Source organism: Pseudomonas sp. Pseusp97 (assembly GCF_047304025.1).
In the GTDB taxonomy this organism is placed as follows: domain Bacteria; phylum Pseudomonadota; class Gammaproteobacteria; order Pseudomonadales; family Pseudomonadaceae; genus Pseudomonas.
In genome coordinates this window covers 1-16405 of the sequence record NZ_JBGLYK010000124.1, presented here as the reverse complement: position 1 = coordinate 16405, position 16405 = coordinate 1, and the positions used below count along the sequence as shown (strand labels likewise).

The 16405-nt window shown below is 65.9% G+C and carries 14 protein-coding genes and 1 pseudogene; 7 read left to right on the top strand and 8 right to left on the bottom strand.

Annotated elements, in window-relative coordinates:
* From ACCC94_RS19105 to ACCC94_RS19075, 7 genes and pseudogenes are all read left to right on the top strand, one after another.
* A pseudogene (locus tag ACCC94_RS19105) lies at positions 1-463 on the top strand (hypothetical protein); the annotation flags it as partial.
* Between the two features lie 96 nt (positions 464-559).
* Positions 560-1048, top strand: a complete 489-nt coding sequence (rraA, locus tag ACCC94_RS19100) for a ribonuclease E activity regulator RraA (RefSeq protein ID WP_024765711.1) — start codon at positions 560-562, stop codon at positions 1046-1048.
* A gap of 100 nt (positions 1049-1148) precedes the next feature.
* Positions 1149-2147 carry a zinc transporter ZntB gene (locus tag ACCC94_RS19095; RefSeq protein ID WP_413351069.1) on the top strand — a complete coding sequence of 333 codons (999 nt, stop codon included), beginning with the start codon at positions 1149-1151 and terminating at the stop codon, positions 2145-2147.
* Positions 2148-2201: 54 nt separating this feature from the next.
* A complete protein-coding gene (locus tag ACCC94_RS19090) occupies positions 2202-2450 on the top strand; it encodes a hypothetical protein (RefSeq protein WP_017516812.1) in 249 nt (82 codons plus the stop codon).
* A 2-nt stretch (positions 2451-2452) separates the two neighbouring features.
* On the top strand, positions 2453-3277 hold the full coding sequence (locus ACCC94_RS19085) for a mechanosensitive ion channel family protein (RefSeq protein ID WP_017516811.1): 825 nt from the start codon (positions 2453-2455) through the stop codon (positions 3275-3277).
* A 73-nt stretch (positions 3278-3350) separates the two neighbouring features.
* Positions 3351-3941: an RNA polymerase sigma factor SigX gene (gene sigX, locus ACCC94_RS19080; RefSeq protein WP_413351068.1), complete on the top strand. Its 591-nt coding sequence runs from the start codon at positions 3351-3353 to the stop codon at positions 3939-3941.
* A 109-nt stretch (positions 3942-4050) separates the two neighbouring features.
* On the top strand, positions 4051-5109 hold the full coding sequence (locus ACCC94_RS19075) for an OmpA family protein (protein ID WP_413351066.1): 1059 nt from the start codon (positions 4051-4053) through the stop codon (positions 5107-5109).
* A 67-nt stretch (positions 5110-5176) separates the two neighbouring features.
* Here ACCC94_RS19075 and cobA read toward each other — a convergent pair whose 3' ends face one another.
* The 8 genes from cobA to ACCC94_RS19035 all read right to left on the bottom strand — a co-directional run bounded on the left by cobA (position 5177) and on the right by ACCC94_RS19035 (position 16293).
* Positions 5177-5914, bottom strand: a complete 738-nt coding sequence (gene cobA, locus ACCC94_RS19070; RefSeq protein ID WP_413351065.1) for a uroporphyrinogen-III C-methyltransferase — start codon at positions 5912-5914, stop codon at positions 5177-5179.
* Positions 5915-5950: 36 nt separating this feature from the next.
* Positions 5951-8665 carry a molybdopterin-dependent oxidoreductase gene (locus ACCC94_RS19065; RefSeq protein WP_413351064.1) on the bottom strand — a complete coding sequence of 905 codons (2715 nt, stop codon included), beginning with the start codon at positions 8663-8665 and terminating at the stop codon, positions 5951-5953.
* Between the two features lie 22 nt (positions 8666-8687).
* A complete protein-coding gene (gene nirD / locus ACCC94_RS19060) occupies positions 8688-9017 on the bottom strand; it encodes a nitrite reductase small subunit NirD (RefSeq protein WP_413351063.1) in 330 nt (109 codons plus the stop codon).
* Positions 9018-9074: 57 nt separating this feature from the next.
* On the bottom strand, positions 9075-11525 hold the full coding sequence (nirB, locus tag ACCC94_RS19055; RefSeq protein WP_413351061.1) for a nitrite reductase large subunit NirB: 2451 nt from the start codon (positions 11523-11525) through the stop codon (positions 9075-9077).
* Between the two features lie 272 nt (positions 11526-11797).
* Entirely contained in the window at positions 11798-13552 is a 1755-nt protein-coding gene (locus tag ACCC94_RS19050; protein WP_413351059.1) for a protein kinase domain-containing protein, read from the bottom strand.
* Positions 13553-13554: 2 nt separating this feature from the next.
* Entirely contained in the window at positions 13555-14766 is a 1212-nt protein-coding gene (locus ACCC94_RS19045) for a nitrate/nitrite transporter (protein WP_413351058.1), read from the bottom strand.
* A gap of 307 nt (positions 14767-15073) precedes the next feature.
* Positions 15074-15502: a thioesterase family protein gene (locus tag ACCC94_RS19040; protein WP_413351057.1), complete on the bottom strand. Its 429-nt coding sequence runs from the start codon at positions 15500-15502 to the stop codon at positions 15074-15076.
* A 98-nt stretch (positions 15503-15600) separates the two neighbouring features.
* Positions 15601-16293 carry a polysaccharide lyase family 7 protein gene (locus tag ACCC94_RS19035; RefSeq protein ID WP_413351056.1) on the bottom strand — a complete coding sequence of 231 codons (693 nt, stop codon included), beginning with the start codon at positions 16291-16293 and terminating at the stop codon, positions 15601-15603.
* Positions 16294-16405: the final 112 nt, after the last annotated feature.

Below are 16405 nucleotides of genomic sequence, written 5' to 3'. Positions count from 1 at the left end.
GCAGCAGCGCTTCCAGCACGCGCTGGCCGAGGATCACCAGCCAGCAGGCGAGGATGAAGGGCGCGGTGAAGGCGGGCTTTCCGGCTCGCGGCTCAAGCGCGGGCCGGAAGACGAACCGCTCGGCCTCGCCCTGGAGGCCCTGCGCTGGTACGGCCTGTTCGGCCGTTTCGGCGAGAAGGACAACGACTGGTGGGCTGGCCTGCAGAACGTCAGCGTGCCGGTGCTGGCTGTGGCTTCCGATGGGGATATCCAAGACCCGGCCTGGGCCTGTCGCAAGCTCCTGGAACAGTTCGGCTCCCAGGTGCGCGAGTATCTGCACCTGGGGCGCCGTCAGGGCTTCTCCGAGGATTTCGGCCATGTCGAGATGCTCATCAGCAAGGGGGCCCAGCGCGAGGTATGGCCTGTCTTGCAGCATTGGCTGGTGCACGGCGCCCTGCCGGCGGGGCAGGGCGCCCAGGCTTGAGCTTGGCGCGGCAGGGAGTAGACTGTGACGCCATTGCGGCTTTCGGTCACATCCAGGCCTGGAACCCTGCCGGATTTCATCAAGAGGAGCTTCTCCATGCATTACGTCACCCCCGATCTGTGCGATGCCTACCCGGAGCTGGTCCAGGTCGTCGAGCCGATGTTCAGCAACTTCGGCGGGCGGGACTCCTTCGGTGGCGAGATCGTCACCATCAAGTGCTTCGAGGACAACTCGCTGGTCAAGGAGCAGGTCGAGAAGGACGGCAAGGGCAAGGTCCTGGTGGTGGATGGCGGCGGCTCGCTGCGTCGCGCCCTGCTCGGTGACATGCTGGCCGAGAAGGCTGCGAAGAGCGGCTGGGAAGGCATCGTGGTGTATGGCTGCATCCGTGACGTCGACGTGATCGCGCAGACCGACCTGGGCGTCCAGGCGCTGGCCAGCCACCCGATGAAGACCGACAAGCGAGGCATCGGCGACCTGAACGTGGCCGTCACCTTCGGCGGTATCACCTTCCGCCCGGGCGAGTTCGTCTATGCTGACAACAATGGCATCATCGTTTCGCCTAAGGCATTGAAAATGCCGGAATAATTCGAACCTTCCAGCGAAGGTGCGGGTCAATGCCGGGAGCGAAAGCTTCCGGCATTTTTCATGGTGTCTCGCGACAGCGATCCAAGCGAAGGAACTGGGCATGCAGCAGTACGAGAGCGGCACGGAACGCGGATTGATCGACGGCTTCGTGCTGGACGGCCATGGCGGCGGCCGGCGCATCACTCGCAGCGAGTTGCCGTTGCTCGACCTCAAGCCTGAGGAAAGCCTCTGGGTGCACTGGGACCGCGGCGTGCCCGAAGCCCAGGCGTGGCTGCGCGAATCCAGCGGCCTGAACGAATTCGCCTGCGACCTGCTGCTGGAGGAGGCGACCCGCCCACGCCTGGTGGATCTGGGCGCCGAGCGCCTGCTGCTGTTCCTGCGCGGGGTCAACCTGAACCCGGGTGCCGTACCGGAGGACATGGTCTCGCTGCGCGTCTACGCCGAGTCGCAGCGAGTCATCTCCCTGCGCCTGCGCCCGCTCAAGGCCGTGGCCGACCTGCGTGCCGACCTGGAGGCGGGGCGCGGCCCGAAGACCGCTTCGGAAGTGGTCCTGAGCCTCGCCCACTACCTCACAGACCGTGTCGACACCCTGATCGGCGGCCTCGCCGACCAGCTCGACAGCATGGAGGAGGCCATCGAGGAGGACGAGCGCAGCATTCCCGATCAGCACCAGTTGCGCACCCTGCGACGACGCGCCGCAGGCCTGCGCCGCTACCTGGCGCCACAGCGGGAAATCTACTCGCAGATGGTCAAGTTCAAACTGTCCTGGACGGTCGCCGACGACGCGGACTACTGGAACGAGCTGTACAACCGCCTGACCCGCAACCTGGAAGAGCTGGAGCTGGTGCGCGAGCGCATCAGCCTGATCCAGGAAGCCGAACATCGCCGAATTACCGAGCGGATGAACCGCACCATGTACCTGCTTGGTATCATCACCGGCTTTTTCCTGCCCATGAGCTTCGTGACCGGTCTCCTGGGCATCAACGTCGGCGGCATTCCCGGTTCCGGATCGTCCCACGGCTTCGCCATGGCGTGCGTGGTGATCCTCGGGATAGTGGGGTTCCAGTGGTGGATATTCCGCCGCCTGCGTTGGCTCTAGGTGTGACTTATGAGGCGGTGAGGTCGTCAAGCACCTCACACAGGCGAGGTGCGCATGCACGACCCATTTGAAGAATCCTTGCGCGATCTGCTGCGAATGCCCCCGGAACAGCCCGGAGACGATTCGCGACTGGATCGCGTCCTGAAGACCGCCAACCGGCAGGTAGGCGCGGGCGATCTGTTCAGCCTGATGGGGCACTGGTTCCAGGCCCTGTCCATTGGCGTGAGCCGTGGCGCCGCGCATCTTGCACCCGTCTCGCGCCACGCGCAGAATTCCGCCCCTTCCGCTGACAAGGCCGATTGAACATGCAATTCGACATCTGGACGCAAAGCCTGCTCACCGCCATGAACACCCTGTGGGGCAAGCTGGCCGGGTTCATTCCGAACCTGCTCGCCGCGCTGGTGATCGTGCTGCTCGGCTTCGTCGTCGCCAAGCTGCTCGACGCGCTGCTTTCCAAGCTGCTCGCCAAGCTCGGCCTGGATCGCCTGATGGCGGGCACAGGCCTGACCAAGCTGCTGTCGCGCGCCGGCATCCAGGTACCGGTGTCGACGCTGATCGGCAAGATCGTCTACTGGTTCGTGCTGCTGGTGTTCCTCGTTTCCGCCGCGGAATCCCTTGGCCTGCAACGTGTCTCGGCAACCCTGGACATGCTCGCGCTGTACCTGCCCAAGGTATTCGGCGCGGCATTGGTGCTGATCGTCGGCATCCTCCTGGCCCAACTGGCCAACAGCCTGGTTCGCGGCGCCGCCGACGGTGTCGGCCTGGAATACTCCAACGGCCTGGGCCGTGTCGCCCAGTGGCTGGTCATCATCATCAGCATCTCGGTGGCCATCGGCCAGCTCGAGGTGAAGACCGACCTGCTCAACTACATCATCGCCATCGTGCTGATCACCATCGGCCTGGCCGCTGCGCTGGCGCTGGGCCTGGGCAGTCGCGAAGTGGCGGGGCAGATCATTGCCGGTATTTACGTGCGGGAGCTGTATCAGGTCGGACAACAGGTGAAAGTGGCTGATGTCGAAGGCATCATCGAGGAAATTGGTACCATCAAGACTATCCTGCTGACAGACGAGGGTGAGCTGGTGTCGATCGCCAACCGCATCCTGCTCGATCAGCGTGTAACCAGTCGCTGAAGATGATGACCGATTGCCGGTACGGCTTCTGCAGAGCCGCGCCGGACGCTGACTTGACCTGGCCCGACCCGACTTGAACAAGCCGCAATCACTGCCTTTGCGCTATGACCCGCGCCAGCTCACCGACGAGGAGCTGGTGGAGCGTTCTCACGAGGAGCTTTACCACGTGACGCGGGCCTATGAGGAGCTGATGCGCCGTTACCAGCGCACGCTGTTCAACGTCTGCGCGCGCTACCTGGGCAACGACCGGGACGCCGATGATGTGTGTCAAGAGGTCATGCTCAAGGTGCTGTATGGTCTGAAGAACTTCGAGGGAAAGTCGAAGTTCAAGACCTGGCTGTACAGCATCACTTACAACGAGTGCATTACCCAGTATCGGAAGGAACGGCGCAAACGCAGGTTGCTCGATGCGCTGAGTCTGGATCCAGTCGAAGAGGCTTCCGAAGAGAAGGCTCCGAAAGTCGAAGAACGGGGTGGACTAGACCGCTGGCTAGTTCATGTCAATCCCATTGATCGGGAAATCCTCGTGCTTCGCTTTGTTGCCGAACTGGAATTCCAGGAGATCGCCGACATCATGCACATGGGGCTGAGCGCCACGAAGATGCGCTACAAACGTGCACTCGATCGAATGAGAGAAAAGTTTTCGAATGTGACGGAATCTTAGTCCGGGAAATATTGTCTCTCTGTTTGGCAAGTTCTGATAAACTTGCCACCCAAGTTGTACGGCCTATGGTTAGGACAACTTATTGACCACCAAGATGGGGATTTAACGGATGAAACTGAAGAACACCTTAGGCGTCGTAGTTGGCTCGCTGATCGCCACCTCCGCTGTCAATGCGTTCGCTCAAGGCCAGGGTGCCGTCGAAGTCGAAGCCTTCGGCAAGCGCTACTTCACCGACAGCGTTCGCAACATGAAGAACGCGGACCTGTACGGCGGCTCGGTTGGTTACTTCCTGACCGACGACGTCGAGCTGGCTCTGTCCTACGGTGAGTACCACGACGTACGTGGCACCTACGAGACCGGCAACAAGAAGGTCCATGGCAACCTGAGCACTCTGGACGCCATCTACCACTTCGGCACTCCGGGCGCTGGCAACCTGCGTCCGTACGTTTCCGCCGGTGTCGGCCACCAGAGCCTGACCAACATCAACTCCGACAACGGTGGCCGTCAGAACCTGACCATGGCCATGGTCGGTACCGGTCTGAAGTACTACTTCACCGAGAACTTCTACGCCAAAGCCAGCCTCGACGGCCAGTACGGCCTGGAGAAGCGCGTCAACGGTCACCAGGGCGAGTGGATGGCTGGCCTGGGCGTCGGCATGAACTTCGGCGGCGGCGCCAAGCCGGCCCCGGCTCCCGAGCCGGTTGCTGAAGTCTGCTCCGACTCCGACAACGACGGCGTCTGCGACAACGTCGACAAGTGCCCGAACACCCCGGCCAACGTCACCGTTGACGCCAACGGCTGCCCGGCTGTTGCCGAAGTCGTTCGCGTTCAGCTGGACGTGAAGTTCGACTTCGACAAGTCCAAGGTTAAAGAGAACAGCTACGCTGACATCAAAAACCTGGCTGACTTCATGAAGCAGTACCCGTCCACCTCCACCACCGTTGAAGGCCACACCGACTCCGTCGGCACCGACGCCTACAACCAGAAGCTGTCCGAGCGTCGTGCCAACGCCGTTCGTGACGTACTGGTCAACGAGTACGGTGTTGAAGGCGGTCGCGTCAACGCTGTTGGTTACGGTGAGTCCCGTCCGGTTGCTGACAACGCAACCGCCGAAGGCCGCGCTGTTAACCGCCGCGTAGAAGCCGAAGTGGAAGCCCAAGCCAAGTAATTGGTCTGAGCTGACGAGAAAAACCCGGCCTCGGCCGGGTTTTTCTTTGCCTGCAGGAAAGTGAGCTTCACGCCGTGCGGGCCAGGATTGCCTGCTGCGCGGCGGCCGCGACTTCGCCGATCACCAGGATTGCCGGGCTCTTCAAGGCGAAGCGCTGGGCGTCTTGCAGTATGTCGCCCAGCTGGCTGCGGTATTCGCGTTGGGCGGGCAGGGACGCGTTCTCGATCATGGCCACCGGCGTGCCGGCCGCCATGCCGCCTTCGAGCAAGCCATCGCGGATTTCCGCCAGTTTCGCCACGCCCATGTACACCACCAGAGTCGTGCCTCCTTCGGCCAGGCCGCGCCAGTTCAGTTGGCTGTCGTCCTGGGTATGCGCGGTCACCAGCGTCACGCCCCGGCTGACGCCGCGCAAGGTCACGGATATCCCGCACTGGGTCGCTGCTGCCAACCCGGCAGTGATGCCGTTGACCAGCTCGCAATCGATGCCCCGCGCAGAGAGCCAGTCGGCTTCTTCGCCGCCACGGCCGAAGATGCACGGGTCGCCACCTTTCAAGCGCGCCACGCGGCGCCCCTGGCGGGCATAGCGCAGCATCAGGCGATGGATGAAGTCCTGCGGTGTGGAGCGGCAGCCGCCGCGTTTGCCGACCGAAATCACCCGCGCGCCAGGGCAATGCTCCAGCACCGCCGGATTCACCAGATCGTCGATGAGCACCACGTCGGCCTGAGCCATGGCGCGGACGGCCTTCAGCGTCAGCAGTTCCGGGTCGCCGGGGCCGGCGCCGATCAGCCAGACTTTTCCACTCATGTAGTTCTCCTCAGGCTGCCGTCTTTGCGGCTTGATTCAGGCGGTAGCGGCCAGTGGCTTCCGGGCCAGCAGGCGCTTGATTTCCGATACGCAGGAGCCGCAGGCGGTCCCGCACTTGAATTCGTCTTTGAGGCCTTCCAGGTCCAGGCCCCGGTCGATGCCGGTCTGGATGCGGCTCTGGCTGACGTTCAGGCAGTTGCACAGGGTCTTGTCCGTTGCCGCACAGGCTTTGCCGGGCGCGGCGCTGAGCGGTGCCAGCAGCCAGCGGCGCAGTTCCTGGTCGGCGCGGCCTTCCTTCCACAGCTCCCGCAGCCAGGCGCGGGCGGCGGTTTCGCCGGCCAGGCGCAGCGAGACGATTCGCGATTGTTCGATACGCACCCGTTTGCCGACGGTGCGGCGCGGGTCGTCATAGGCCATGACCGGGCCGTCGCCGAGGTCGAGCAGGGCGTCGATGCACGCCAGCCACTCCGCGCTGGGGGCCTCATGGTGCGCGGCGCGGATTACCAGTGCCGGGCGCTCGCGGCCGGTGGGGCTGAAGCTGGCGTAGCGCAGGTCTTCGAACAGCGGGCGAAGGGCGTCGAAGCGCTTCTGCACCTCGCCTTCCACCAGGGCGAAGAACTGCCAGGGCAGCTCGATGCGGCTGACCTCCACGGTGGCGTGTTTCAACTCCGGCTGGCGGGACAGCGGGTCCACCGCCGGCTGGGTGAGCACGTTGATGCCCAGGCCCTTGAGGAAGCGGTCGCCCCAGTGCATCGGCAGGAAGGCCTGGCCGGGGCGCAGGCGATCGTCGGCTTGTACCGGCAGCACCAGCTCGCCGCGGCGGCTATGCAGGCGTACCAACTGGCCTTCGCTGATGCGTCGACGGCGCAACTCCTCCGGGTGCAGGCCGAGCACGGCCTCTTCCACATGGCCGAACAGTTGCGGCGCGGTGCCGGTGCGGGTCATGCCGTGCCACTGATCGCGCAGGCGGCCGGTGTTGAGGATCAGCGGGTAACGCGCATCGCGCTTTTCCTTCGGCGCGCGATAGGGCTCGGCGATCAGCCGGGCGCGCCCATTGGCGGTGGGGAAGTGCCCGTCGCTGTACAGGCGCGCGGTGCCGCGCTCCGCGCCGGCGGGAAAGGGCCATTGCTGTGGCCCGCCCGCGTCCAGCCGTGCGTAGTCGATGCCGGAAAGGTCCAGGTCACGTCCGCGGGTCAGCCGCTTGTACTCATCGAACAGCGAGGCCGGTGAGTGGAAGTCGAACAGGCTCGGCGAGCCGGGTCGCAGGCGCTGCTCCAGGCGGCGGGCGAAATCGCAGACGATGCGCCAGTCCGCCCGCGCCTCGCCAATGGCAGGAATAGCCGGGCGCACATGGCTGATACGGCGTTCCGAGTTGGTCACCGTGCCTTCCTTCTCGCCCCAGCTGGCGGCCGGCAGCAGCAGGTCGGCGTACTGGCAGGTCTCGCTGCTGGTGAAGGCTTCCTGGACGATGACGAAGGGGCAAGCGGCCAGGGCTTCGCGCACGTGGGTCTGGTCCGGCAGCGATTGGGCCGGGTTGGTGCAGGCGATCCACAGGGCCTTGATGCGGCCGTCGCGGACCGCGTCGAAGAGTTCGATCGCACTCAGGCCGGGATTCTCCGGCAACTGTTCGACGCCCCAGTAACCCGCCACTTCGGCACGGTGTTCGGCGCTGGCAGTCTCGCGGTGGCCGGGCAGCAGGTTGCACAGGCTGCCGGTCTCGCGGCCGCCCATGGCGTTGGGCTGGCCGGTGAGGGAGAAAGGGCCGGCGCCGGGGCGGCCGATCTGCCCGGTGGCCAGGTGGAGGTTGATCAGCGCGCTGTTCTTCGCGCTGCCGGCAGTGGACTGGTTCAGGCCCATGCACCAGAGCGACAGAAAGGCTGGCGACTGGCCGATCCACTGGGCCGCGCGCTGCAGGTCATCGACGGCGATGCCGCAGATGTCCGCCACGGCCAGCGGGCCATAGTCGCGCACCAGGGCTTTCACCTCATCCAGGCCTTCAGTGCGGGCGTCGAGGAAGGCGCGGTCGATCCAGCCTTCCCAGAGCAGGATGTGCAGGATGCCGTGGAACAGCGCGACGTCGGTTCCCGGCAGGATCGCCAGGTGCAGGTCGGCCGCCTCGGCGGTGTCGGTGACGCGCGGATCGATGACGATCAGCTTCATCTCCGGACGCCGCGCGCGAGCTTCTTCCAGGCGGCGGAACAGCACCGGGTGGGCGTAGGCCATGTTGCTGCCGGCGATCATCACGCAGTCGGCCAGCTCGATGTCTTCGTAGCTGCAGGGCGGGGCGTCGGCGCCGAGGCTGCGCTTGTAGCCGACCACCGCCGAGGACATGCACAGGCGCGAGTTGCTGTCGATGTTGTTGGTGCCGATCAGGGCGCGGGCGAGCTTGTTGAAGGCGTAGTAGTCCTCGGTCAGCAACTGGCCGGAGACGTAGAAGGCCACGCTGTCCGGCCCGTGTTCGCGGATGGTTTCGGCGAACACCCCGGCAGCGTGCTCCAGCGCGGTATCCCAGTCGGTCCGCGCACGCGCCAGGCCCTTGCCCAGGCGCAGCTCCGGGAACTGCGCGCGGGCAGCCGCATCACCGGTGAGGTGCAGGGTCGAGCCCTTGCTGCACAGGCGGCCGAAGTTGGCCGGATGCTGCGGGTCGCCCTGCACGCCCAGGATGCGCTCGTCGTCGTGCTCGATCAGGACGCCGCAGCCCACGCCGCAGTAGCAGCAGGTGGATGCGGTAGTGCGACGGTACGGATTCATGGCGCAGGCCTCGCTGTCTGACTCAGGCGCAATGGGCAACTGGCGTGCGCAGTGCCAGCAGCACGCGCCCACCTTCAACCTTTACCTCATGGCGATGGGCGCAGCCCTGGTCGGGTGCCACGGCTTCGCCGCTCTCAAGTTCGATCTGCCAGTTGTGCAGCGGGCAGGCCACGCGCTTGCCGTAGATCAGGCCCTGGGACAGCGGACCGCCCCTGTGCGGGCAGCGGTCGTCGAGGGCGAAGACCTCGTCAGCGGAAGTGCGGAAGATCGCGATGTCGCCCTTGGGGCCGGCGATGACGCGCGAGCCCAGCGGGTTGATGTCGTCCAGGGCGCAGATGTCCAACCAGTTCATGGGGTGTCTCCGGCAAATCGGGTAGTAGGGGCCCCGATGGCGGGGCCCGGCGGGCACTCAGGCGGGGTCCAGCTGCTTGAGCGGAATCCGTTCGAATTCCTTCTTCAACGGCTGCTGGGCGATGCGCTCCTGCCACGGGTCCTGTTCCAGCGACAGGGCGAACTGCAGACGCGCATTGAGCGCCTTGCGGTTGTCCGCGTCTTCCAGCACGGCCTTCCTGATGCGCTCCATGCCGACGCGCTGCAGGTAGTGCACGGTGCGTTCGAGGTAGAAGGCTTCCTCGCGGTAGAGCTGGAGGAAGGCGCCGCTGTACTCGCGCACCTCCTCGGCGGTCCTGAGCTTGACGAAGAACTCCGCCACCTCGGTCTTGATCCCGCCGTTGCCGCCGATGTACAGCTCCCAGCCCGAGTCCACACCGATGATGCCGATGTCCTTGATGCCGGCCTCGGCGCAGTTGCGCGGGCAGCCGGAGACCGCCAGCTTGACCTTGTGCGGCGACCACATGTTGAACAGGTCGTGCTCCAGGTCGATGCCCAGCTGGGTCGAGTTCTGCGTGCCGAAACGGCAGAACTCGCTGCCGACGCAGGTCTTCACGGTGCGGATGGACTTGCCGTAGGCGTGGCCGGAGGGCATGTCCAGTTCCTTCCAGATGGCCGGCAGGTCGTCCTTCCTGATTCCCAGCAGGTCGATGCGCTGGCCGCCGGTGACCTTGACCATGGGCACCTGGTACTTGTCGGCGACGTCGGCGATGCGCCGCAGCTCGGCGGCGTTGGTGACGCCGCCCCACATGCGCGGGACCACCGAGTAGGTGCCGTCCTTCTGGATGTTGGCGTGGGCGCGCTCGTTGATCAGGCGCGACTGCGGGTCGTCCCTGGCCTCGCCCGGCCAGGTGGAGATCAGGTAGTAGTTCAGCGCCGGGCGGCAGGTGGCGCAGCCGTCCGGGGTCCGCCAGTCCATGAAGCGCATGGCGCTGCCCAGGGTGACCAGGTGGTGCTCGCGAATCGCCTGGCGCACCTGGCCGTGGTTGAGGTCGCTGCAACCGCAGATGGCCTTCTCGCTCCTGGGCTTCACGTCCGCCGCGCCGCCCACCGTACTGATCAGGATCTGCTCGACGAGCCCGGCGCAGGAGCCGCAGGAGCTGGCGGCCTTGGTGTGCTTCTTCACCTCGTCGACGCTGAACAGGCCGTTCTCCTGGATCGCCTTGACGATGGTGCCCTTGCATACGCCATTGCAGCCGCAGACTTCGGCGCTGTCGGGCATGCTGGCCGCGCTGTTCTGGCCCTGGTGGCCAACGTCGCCAATGCTGCTCTCGCCGAACATCAGGTGGTCGCGGATCTGCGCGACGTTGTGGTTCTCGCGGATCTGCCGGAAATACCAGCCGCCATCCGCGGTGTCGCCATAGAGGCAGGCGCCCACCAGTACGTCGTCCTTGATCACCAGCTTCTTGTATACGCCGCCGATGGGGTCGGAAAGGGTGATGGTCTCGGTGCCTTCGCCGCCCATGAACTGGCCGGCGGAGAACAGGTCGATGCCGGTGACCTTGAGCTTGGTCGAGGTCACCGAGCCCTGATAGCGGGCGAAGCCGAGCATGGCCAGGTGGTTGGCGCAGACCTTGGCCTGCTCGAACAGCGGCGCTACCAGGCCGTAGGCGATGCCGCGGTGGCTGGCGCATTCGCCGAGGGCGTAGATGCGCGGGTCGAAGGTTTGCAGGGTGTCGTTGACCAGGATGCCGCGGTTGCAGGGCAGGCCGGTCTTTTCCGCCAGTTCGGTATTGGGGCGGATGCCGGCGGCCATCACCACCAGGTCGGCGGCAATCACTTCGCCGTCCTTGAAGCGCACGGCGCAGACGCGACCGTTGCCGTCGTCGATCAGCTCCTCGGTGTGGGTGTTCAGGCGGAAGTGGATGCCGCGCGATTCCAGCGCCTCCTGCAGCAGCTTGCCGGCGGTGCGATCCAGCTGGCGCTCCAGCAGCCAGTCGGAAAGGTGCACCACGGTGACGTCCATGCCGCGCTGCTTGAGACCGTTGGCGGCTTCCAGGCCGAGCAGGCCGCCGCCGATGACCACCGCATGGCTGTGGGCGGCGGCGGTGTCGATCATGGTCTGGGTGTCGGCGATGTCGCGGTAGCCGATCACGCCCTGCAGGCGGCTGCCCGGCACCGGCAGGATGAAGGGGTTGGAACCGGTGGCGATCAGCAGGCGGTCGTACTCGGCCTCGCTGCCGTCTTCGGCGTAGACCTTGCGACGATGACGGTCGATGCGGGTGACCTTGCGGTTGAGCAGCAGGCGGATGCCGTTCTCGCTGTACCAGTTGAGGTCGTTGAGGACGATGTCTTCGAAGGCCTGCTCGCCGGCCAGCACGGGGGAGAGCAGGATGCGGTTGTAGTTGGGGTGGGGCTCGGCGCCGAACACGGTGATGTCGTAGAGGTCGGGCGCGATCTTCAGCAGTTCTTCCAGGGTGCGCACACCGGCCATGCCATTGCCGATCAGGACGAGCTTGAGCTTTTTCATGTCAGGGCTCCGCGTCTGGGATAAATCACGGAAAACAAAAAAGGCGTCCCGCCGGTTACCCAGCGAGGACGCCTTTGTCCAAGTCCCGTTCGATCGGGAAGTGCGAGCCTCTTCGTTGAGGGACGCGCTTTTGTAGATTGTTGAAGAGGTTATTGCACGGGATGTGCCAGGTTGCATGGGCCCCGGTTTCCGGGGTTTTCAGCCGGCCTCTCCTGCCTGTCGGCTTTTTTGCTGCACTGCGGTGAAGCGCTGCGAACCGAACTGGTGCGCCTTCAGCCCCGGTGCAGCAGCCAGAGCAGTAGCCCCAGGTTGATTGCCAGCGAGGCCAGGGCGACGCCGCGCCAGACCCGCAGGGGCTCGCGCTCCAGCAGCGGGCGCGGGCGTGCCGGGGCCTGCCGTTCGCCTTGTTCCAGGGCGAGCAGGCATTCCTCGGCGGTTTCGAAGCGCTGCTGCGGCTGCGCGGCAGTCAGCTTCGCCAGCCAGTCGTCGAGCCAGGCGGGTATGTCCGGTCGGTAGCGGCTGGCCGGGGCCGCGGTGCCGAAGCGCGGATGCTGGAAGGCTTCGATCTCGCCGTAGGGATAGTGCCCGCAGAGCATGCGGTACAGCGTGACGCCGGCGGCGTAGAGGTCCTGGCGAGCGTCCGGCGCCGCGCCCTGGAAGGCTTCCGGGGCGAGGTAGCTCGGGGTGCCGGGCAGGTCGTGCGGGTCTTCCTGCGACAAGCCGGGACAGTAGGCCAGGCCGAAGTCCAGCAGACGCAGCTCGCCGTCGTCGGCCCAGTGCAGGTTCTCCGGTTTGATATCGCGGTGCAGGATGTTGCGCCGGTGCAGCTGGCCCAGGCCGCGCAGCAGGCGCTGGGCGAGGTCCAGCCAGTCGGGCAGGTTCAGCGGGCCGTTGAGCCTCAGATGCTCGTCCAGCGTCTGCCCCGGGTACTCGCGCATCACGTAGTACAGGTGCTGGCGCTGCGGCAGGCTGTGCAGCTCGGGAAAGTAGCGGCCCTGCACGCGGCGCAGGAACCATTCCTCCAGCAGCAGCGCCTGGGCGGCTTCCGCGGAGTCGCGCAGCGCCGGCGGCAGGGTCTTGAGCAGCCAGGGGCGGTTCTGCCGGTCGCGCACGCGGTAGATCAGCGATTGGCGGGACTGGGCCAGCTTGCCCTCCACCTGCCAGCCCTCGAAGTCCTGGTCGCCCCGCAGGGCGGGCGGCGCGGGCCAGTGGTCGAGCTGGGCGAGGGCGTCGCCGAGGCTCGTGGGTGGCAGTTCGTCGACCTGCAGGAGCAGGGCGCTGGCGTTGTCCCGGCTGCCGGCGAGGTGGGCGGCGCTGACCAGTGCGTCGGCGCAGGCTTGCAGGGATTGCGCGTCTTCCAGCAGGCGTTGGATGGCGCTGTCGCCAAGGGTGGCCCAGATGCCGTCGCTGACCAGCAGGAAGCGCTGGCCGATTTCCAGTTCGCCGTCGCAGTAGTCCACCACCAGGTGCTGGTCGAGGCCCAGCGCGCGCTTGAGCACGTGCTGCATGCCGGGCTGCTCCCAGACGTGGTCCTGGGTCAGGCAATCCAGAACGCCTGCGTGCCAGCGGTACAGGCGGCAGTCGCCGACATGGGCAAGGGTGAAACGCCGGCCGCGCAGGACCAGTGCGGTGAGGGTGGTGAGCAGTGGCTGGCCGCCGCCGTTGGCCTGCAGCCAGCGGTTCTGCGAGACCAGCAGGCGGTCGAGGGCCTGGGCGACGGCCCAGGTCTCGGGGGTGGCGTAGTAGTCGGCGGCCAGCGCCTGCAGGCTCAGGCGAGCGGCGAGGCCGCCGTCGGCGCAGTGACTGACGCCGTCGGCGATGGCGAACAGGTGCCCCTTGCTGGCGGCAAGCCCTGCCGGCGGTGTGACTACCCGCAGGGCATCCTGGTTCTCGTCGCGCGGGCCGGTGGCGCTGGCCTGGGCGAAGCTGAGCCGCAGCTCATTGTGGGAGCGAGCTTGCTCGCGGACGCCTTTCCCGGTGACCTCCGCATCAAGCGGTTCGCGAGCAAGCTCGCTCCTACAGGCCATGGTCAGACCCGCGCCGCGGTAACTGCCGCGCTGCCCCAGGTGGTGCGCCAGCGGGCTTTCACCGCGTGCAGGCCGAACCAGGCCAGCACGCCGAGGCTGGCGAACAGCCAGAGGCCGAGCTGGTAATCGCCGGTGCTCTGCTTGATCGCGCCCAGGCCTGCCGTCAGGCAGAAGCCGCCGATGCCGCCGGCCATCCCGATCAGGCCGGTCATCACGCCGATGGTCTGGCGGAAGCGCTGCGGCACCAGCTGGAACACCGCGCCGTTGCCCGCGCCGAGGCTGAGCATGGCGATCACGAAGAGACTCAGCGCCGCCATCGCGCTGGGCAGGTGGAAGCCCACGGCGGCGATGCAGATCGAGGCGACGGTGTACATCACCAGCAGGCTGCGGATGCCGCCGATGCGGTCGGCCAGCGCGCCGCCCAGGGGGCGCATCAGGCTGCCGGCGAAGACGCAGGCCGCGGTGTAGTAGCCGGCTTTCACCGGGTCGAGGCCGTACTGGTCGTGGAAGTAGCCGGGCAGGGTGCTGGCGAGGCCAAGGAAGCCACCGAAGGTCACGCTGTAGAAGAACATGAACCACCAGCTGTCACGGTCGCCCAGGGCTTTCAGGTAGTCCGCCAGGGACTTGGCCGGCGGCCGCTCCGGCGCGTTGCGGGCGAGCAGGGCGAACACCACCAGGGTGGCCAGCAGCGGGATCAGCGCGAAACCGAAGACGTTCTGCCAGCCGAAGGCGGCAGCGATGGCCGGGGCGAACAGCGCGGTGAGCACCGTGCCGGAGTTACCGGCGCCGGCGATGCCCATGGCCTTGCCCTGGTGCTGCGGTGGATACCACTGCGAGGCCAGCGGCAGCGCCACGGCGAACGAGGCGCCGGCCATGCCCAGCAGCACGCCGAGAATCATCGCCTGCTCCAGGCTGTGGATGCCCAGCCGCCAGGCACCGAACAGCGCGCCGATGACGATGAGCTGGCCGAGAATGCCGGCGGCCTTGGGCGACCAGCGATCGGCCAGCAGGCCCATCAGGAAGCGCAGGATGGCGCCGGAAAGGATGGGTGTAGCGACCATCAGCGCGCGCTGCTGGGTGGTCAGCTGCAGGTCGGTGGCGATCTGCACCGCCAGTGGGCCAAGGACGTACCAGACCATGAAGCTCAGGTCGAAATACAGGAAGGCGGCAAACAGGGTCGGCGCATGGCCGGCTTTCCAGAAACTCGTGTTCATCGAACACCTCGTCAGCAACGGTAGAAGAGCCCGGACATGCGCCGCTTGGCAGTCGCCGGGATAGTCCTGAGCCCCTGCGCCGGGGCAAACGAAAAAGGCGTCGCTCCACCCACCGCACTGCGCGGGTGTGGATGCGACGCCTTTGTCGAAGTCGGGTAATCGCCGTTGACTACCATCGCCTTGTACAGAGCAAGGCGCGGGCCAGGATGAAAAATCCCAGTCAGATCAAGGCGGTGCGTTGGGAGTGAGGATCAGCGATGATCCATCGAAGGGCGCGCCGTGCTGCGGCGTGCCCTGTACTGGCGCGTCAGGCGATCCAGTTGACGTTGGGGAAGGTGTCGCGAAAGGCCTCGGGAATCGGCACGACCTTGCCGGCCTTGTAGTCGAAGAACACGAAGCCGGACTTGGCCATGGCCACCAGGGTGCCGTCGGCCGGGCGGGTGATGCGGAAGATGATGTCGCCGCCGTACTTGTTGAAGTCCATCACGCCGACCTCGAACAGCAGCTGGTCGCGAGCATGGGCTTCGGCGCGGTAGGTGGTGGCGAGGTCGGTGACGATGATTCCGGTCTCGCGGATGCCGAAGTCGAAGAGGAAGCGCGCGCGGGCCTCGGAGATCATCGAGATCATCGAGTCGTTGCCCAGGTGGTTGGCGCCGTTGATGTCGGTAACGCGGACGGTGAGCTTGGTTTCGTAGATGAACAGTTCTTCGGGGAATTCCAGTTTCAGGCGGGCCATGGCGGTCTCGGTGACAAGGCGACGGGTCGTGCGGATGTGTCGCGCATTCTACGCGCTGTCCGCCCGCCCCGCGCCTCATCAGGCCGGTGAATGGGGAATCAGCGATGCGCCGAGTTCAGGTGGAAGACGGTCACCCGCGCGCCCTCGCTGTTGTCGCCATAGTTGTCGTTGATGTAGGCGCCGGCCTTGAAGTAGAGCAATTGCTTGGACCAGGTGGTGCTGAGGATCTTGCTGTAGTAGTTGGCGCGGCCGTCGGAGGTCTCCACGCGGATGGCCAGGTTGCCTACCGAGGAGACACGCAGGCTGTAGTTGAAGGCCTGGTCCAGGGCGATGTTGTCGATCAGCGGCACGTTGATGCTGGCGCTGTCGTCGGGATGGTTGCGCACCAGGGCTTCCAGGCGTCCGCTTTCCAGGGTCGGCAGGTAGTGGTACTGCAGCTTGACCAGGGGCTCTCCGTTGCCGGTGTAGGGCGAGCGGCTGTGGATCTGGCCGATGATGATCTTGTTCTTCGACGGCACCTGCTGGACGCTCATAGTGACGCGCAGCTCGTTGTCGCCCTGGTTGTAGTACCAGTTGGAGACTTCGCCGTCGGGGGTGGTTTCGCGTAGCTCGCTGCGCGGATAGACGCTGTCGGAGGTGTGCGAACCGGTGACCGGTACCCAGAAGGTCACCTGGCTGCCACCGCGCTGGAAGTAGTGGCTCTGGTAGCCCCTGGCGATCTGCTGGGTGGTGACTTCGGTGGGTCTGGGTTCGGTGGGAACGCTGAGGTTCCAGGTGCTGAGGTCGATCATGGGCTTGCCCTTGCTGGGCCGCGAAGGCGGCGAGGTCGGGTGGCGCCGAGGTGCCTAGCCGGCGGCGGCCACTGCGATGCGTCATCGAACCCTGCCGATGACGCTCCGGGGC